The sequence below is a fragment of the Cellulomonas olei genome (assembly GCF_039548315.1).
Taxonomy (GTDB): domain Bacteria; phylum Actinomycetota; class Actinomycetes; order Actinomycetales; family Cellulomonadaceae; genus Cellulomonas.
Map to the genome: position 1 here is coordinate 1 of NZ_JBCLVN010000050.1, position 2,192 is coordinate 2,192.

2 protein-coding genes and 1 pseudogene are annotated in these 2,192 nt (G+C 77.7%); all 3 read right to left on the bottom strand.

What is annotated here, in order from left to right:
* Positions 1-46: 46 nt before the first annotated feature.
* Entirely contained in the window at positions 47-901 is an 855-nt protein-coding gene (locus AAHH18_RS14515; RefSeq protein ID WP_343302094.1) for a DsbA family protein, read from the bottom strand.
* A 36-nt stretch (positions 902-937) separates the two neighbouring features.
* Complete coding sequence (locus AAHH18_RS14520; protein ID WP_343302095.1) at positions 938-1,486, bottom strand: hypothetical protein; 549 nt, start codon at positions 1,484-1,486, stop codon at positions 938-940.
* A 46-nt stretch (positions 1,487-1,532) separates the two neighbouring features.
* A pseudogene (locus AAHH18_RS14525) lies at positions 1,533-2,192 on the bottom strand (serine/threonine-protein kinase); the annotation flags it as partial.

The following is a 2,192-nucleotide window of genomic DNA, read 5'->3' on the forward strand; positions in this document are numbered from 1 at the left end:
TGCGCCGGGCGCCGGGGGCGGGCGGTCCGCGTCCGGGGTGGTGGCGTCAGCCCGCGACCGCCTGGAGCAGCGCCGAGGGGTCGGTCCAGTTCTCCGTCCAGATGGTGCCGTCGACGAGGATCGTCGGCGTGCCGAAGTTCCCCGACTGCGGGTTCACGAGGTCCTGGTTCGCCGAGGCGGCGTTCGTCGCCGACGTGACCCACTGGCCGAACCGGTCGAGCGCGGTGCCGTCGGAGATCAGCGCCGTGACGGCGTCGGGGACACCCGCGTCGCTCGCGATGTCCGCGATCTCGTCGTTCGTGAGGCCGGACGTGCCCTCCTCGGGCTGGCCCGCGAACATCTGCTCGTTGAACACGGGGAACGCCTCGGGCGCCTGCTCGGCGACGAGGGCGGCCGCCGAGGCGGCCCGGGTCGAGAATCCGGTGCCGTTCGAGTACCGGTTCAGGATGGCGATCGGGTGGTACACGATCGTGGCCTGTCCGTCGGAGGCGAGGGAGACCAGGTTGTCGCCGTTCGTCTGCTCGAACGCGCCGCACGCGGGGCACATGTAGTCGAGGTAGACGTCGACGCGCGGCAGGTCCGCGTCGATCTGGGCGCCCACGCCGTCGGCGCCGACCGCGATGCCGCCGTCCTCCAGGGCCACGTTCGGCGCGTCCGTGACCTCGCTCAGCGGGGTGTCGGCGTACTCCGGGAGGCCCTCGCCGCCGGAGCCCTGGTTGAGGAGCCAGAACACCACGCCGCCGAGCGCGATGATGGCGACGCTCAGGGCGCTGATGCCGACGATCTTGTTGCGGCGGTCCCGCTTGGCCTGCTGCTCGCGGAGAACCCGCGCCTGCTCCCGGGCGGCGTCGCGCCGCTCGTTCTTGGTCTGCTTCCCCTTGCCGGGGGTCGTGCTGCTCATGGGATGTCCTGCTCTCGTGGGTGTCCGGTGGTGGGCTCAGGCGAGCGCCGGCGGAGGGCCACGGTGGGGGTGCCGCTCGCGCGGGACCCGTGCGGGACGGGAGCGCTCCGCCAGCCACGTGAGGGGCTGCGGGGCGGAGGCCGGCTGCGGGCCGGCCGGGCGGGGCAGCGCGTGGACGACGGCCCCGAGGACGCGGCGCGCGCTGCCCGCCAGGCGGAGCAGCAGCGCGGTCAGACCCGCCCCGGCCGCGGCCAGGGCGGCGTGGGCGGCCAGCACCGGGAGGACGAGCCCCAGGGTGAGCACGGCGCCGTGCGACGGGTCGGGGGTGACGGCGAGCGTGCCCGTCGGGCAGTCCGCGACGTCCTGCAGCAGCGAGAGGCGGAAGCCGAGCGCGGCCAGCGGCTCGTCGAGGCGCACGCACTGGTGGAGCACCACCCGCGCCGCGCCGGTGGTCGTCCCGGCGGCGAGCACGGCGACCGCGGCCAGCGCGGCGAGGACGGCCGGCAGGTGCGTCCGGGTGCGGCGCACGACCACGCCGGCGGGCACGCCGGGACCCGGCACGCGCGCTCGGTCGTCCCCGGTCATGGGGCACAGGGTACGGGGTCGGGCCGGGCGTTCCCGGGGCTGCGCGTCAGCCACCCACGGTGGTGGGCAGCGACGGCTCCGGCAGCGGCGTCCAGTCGACGGCCGTCCCCCCGGCGGCCAGCGCCACGAGCACGCCGGCGGCGAGCAGCGCCACGACGACGACCGCCGTCGCCCCGCCGCGCCCCGGCGCCACCCCGGCGAGCAGCCGCCGCGCCCCGTCGCGGGTGTCGCGGGCGAACGGCCCCGCCCAGAGCGCGACCATCCCCGCGGCTGCGGCGACCGCGAGCAGCACGGGCACCGCGTCCGGCGCGGGAGCGTCGTCGGCCGCGCGCAGGGGGCCCGCCTCGAGCGTCCCCGTGCCGACCAGCCACCACCCGACGCCGAGCACGATGACGACGACGCTCGCGGCGACCAGCAGCGACGGCAGGCCGGTGACCAGCGCCCGCAGCAGGTGCCAGGGGCTCGACGCGACGGCCACCAGGGTGTCGCTGCGGCGGGCACCCGCACGCTCCCGCCGGCGGGCGACCGCGCGGGCCGCCGACCCCACGGTGCGCGCGAGCAGCAGCAGCAGCAGCAGCGCGACGAGCGTCCAGCCCGGGGCCAGCGCCGCGCCCGCGACCGTCAGCAGCGCGAGGGCGAGCAGCGACCCGGCGCGACGCGGCGGCGCGGGGGCGGGCTGCGGGTCGCCGTCCGGCCACGCGCCCGC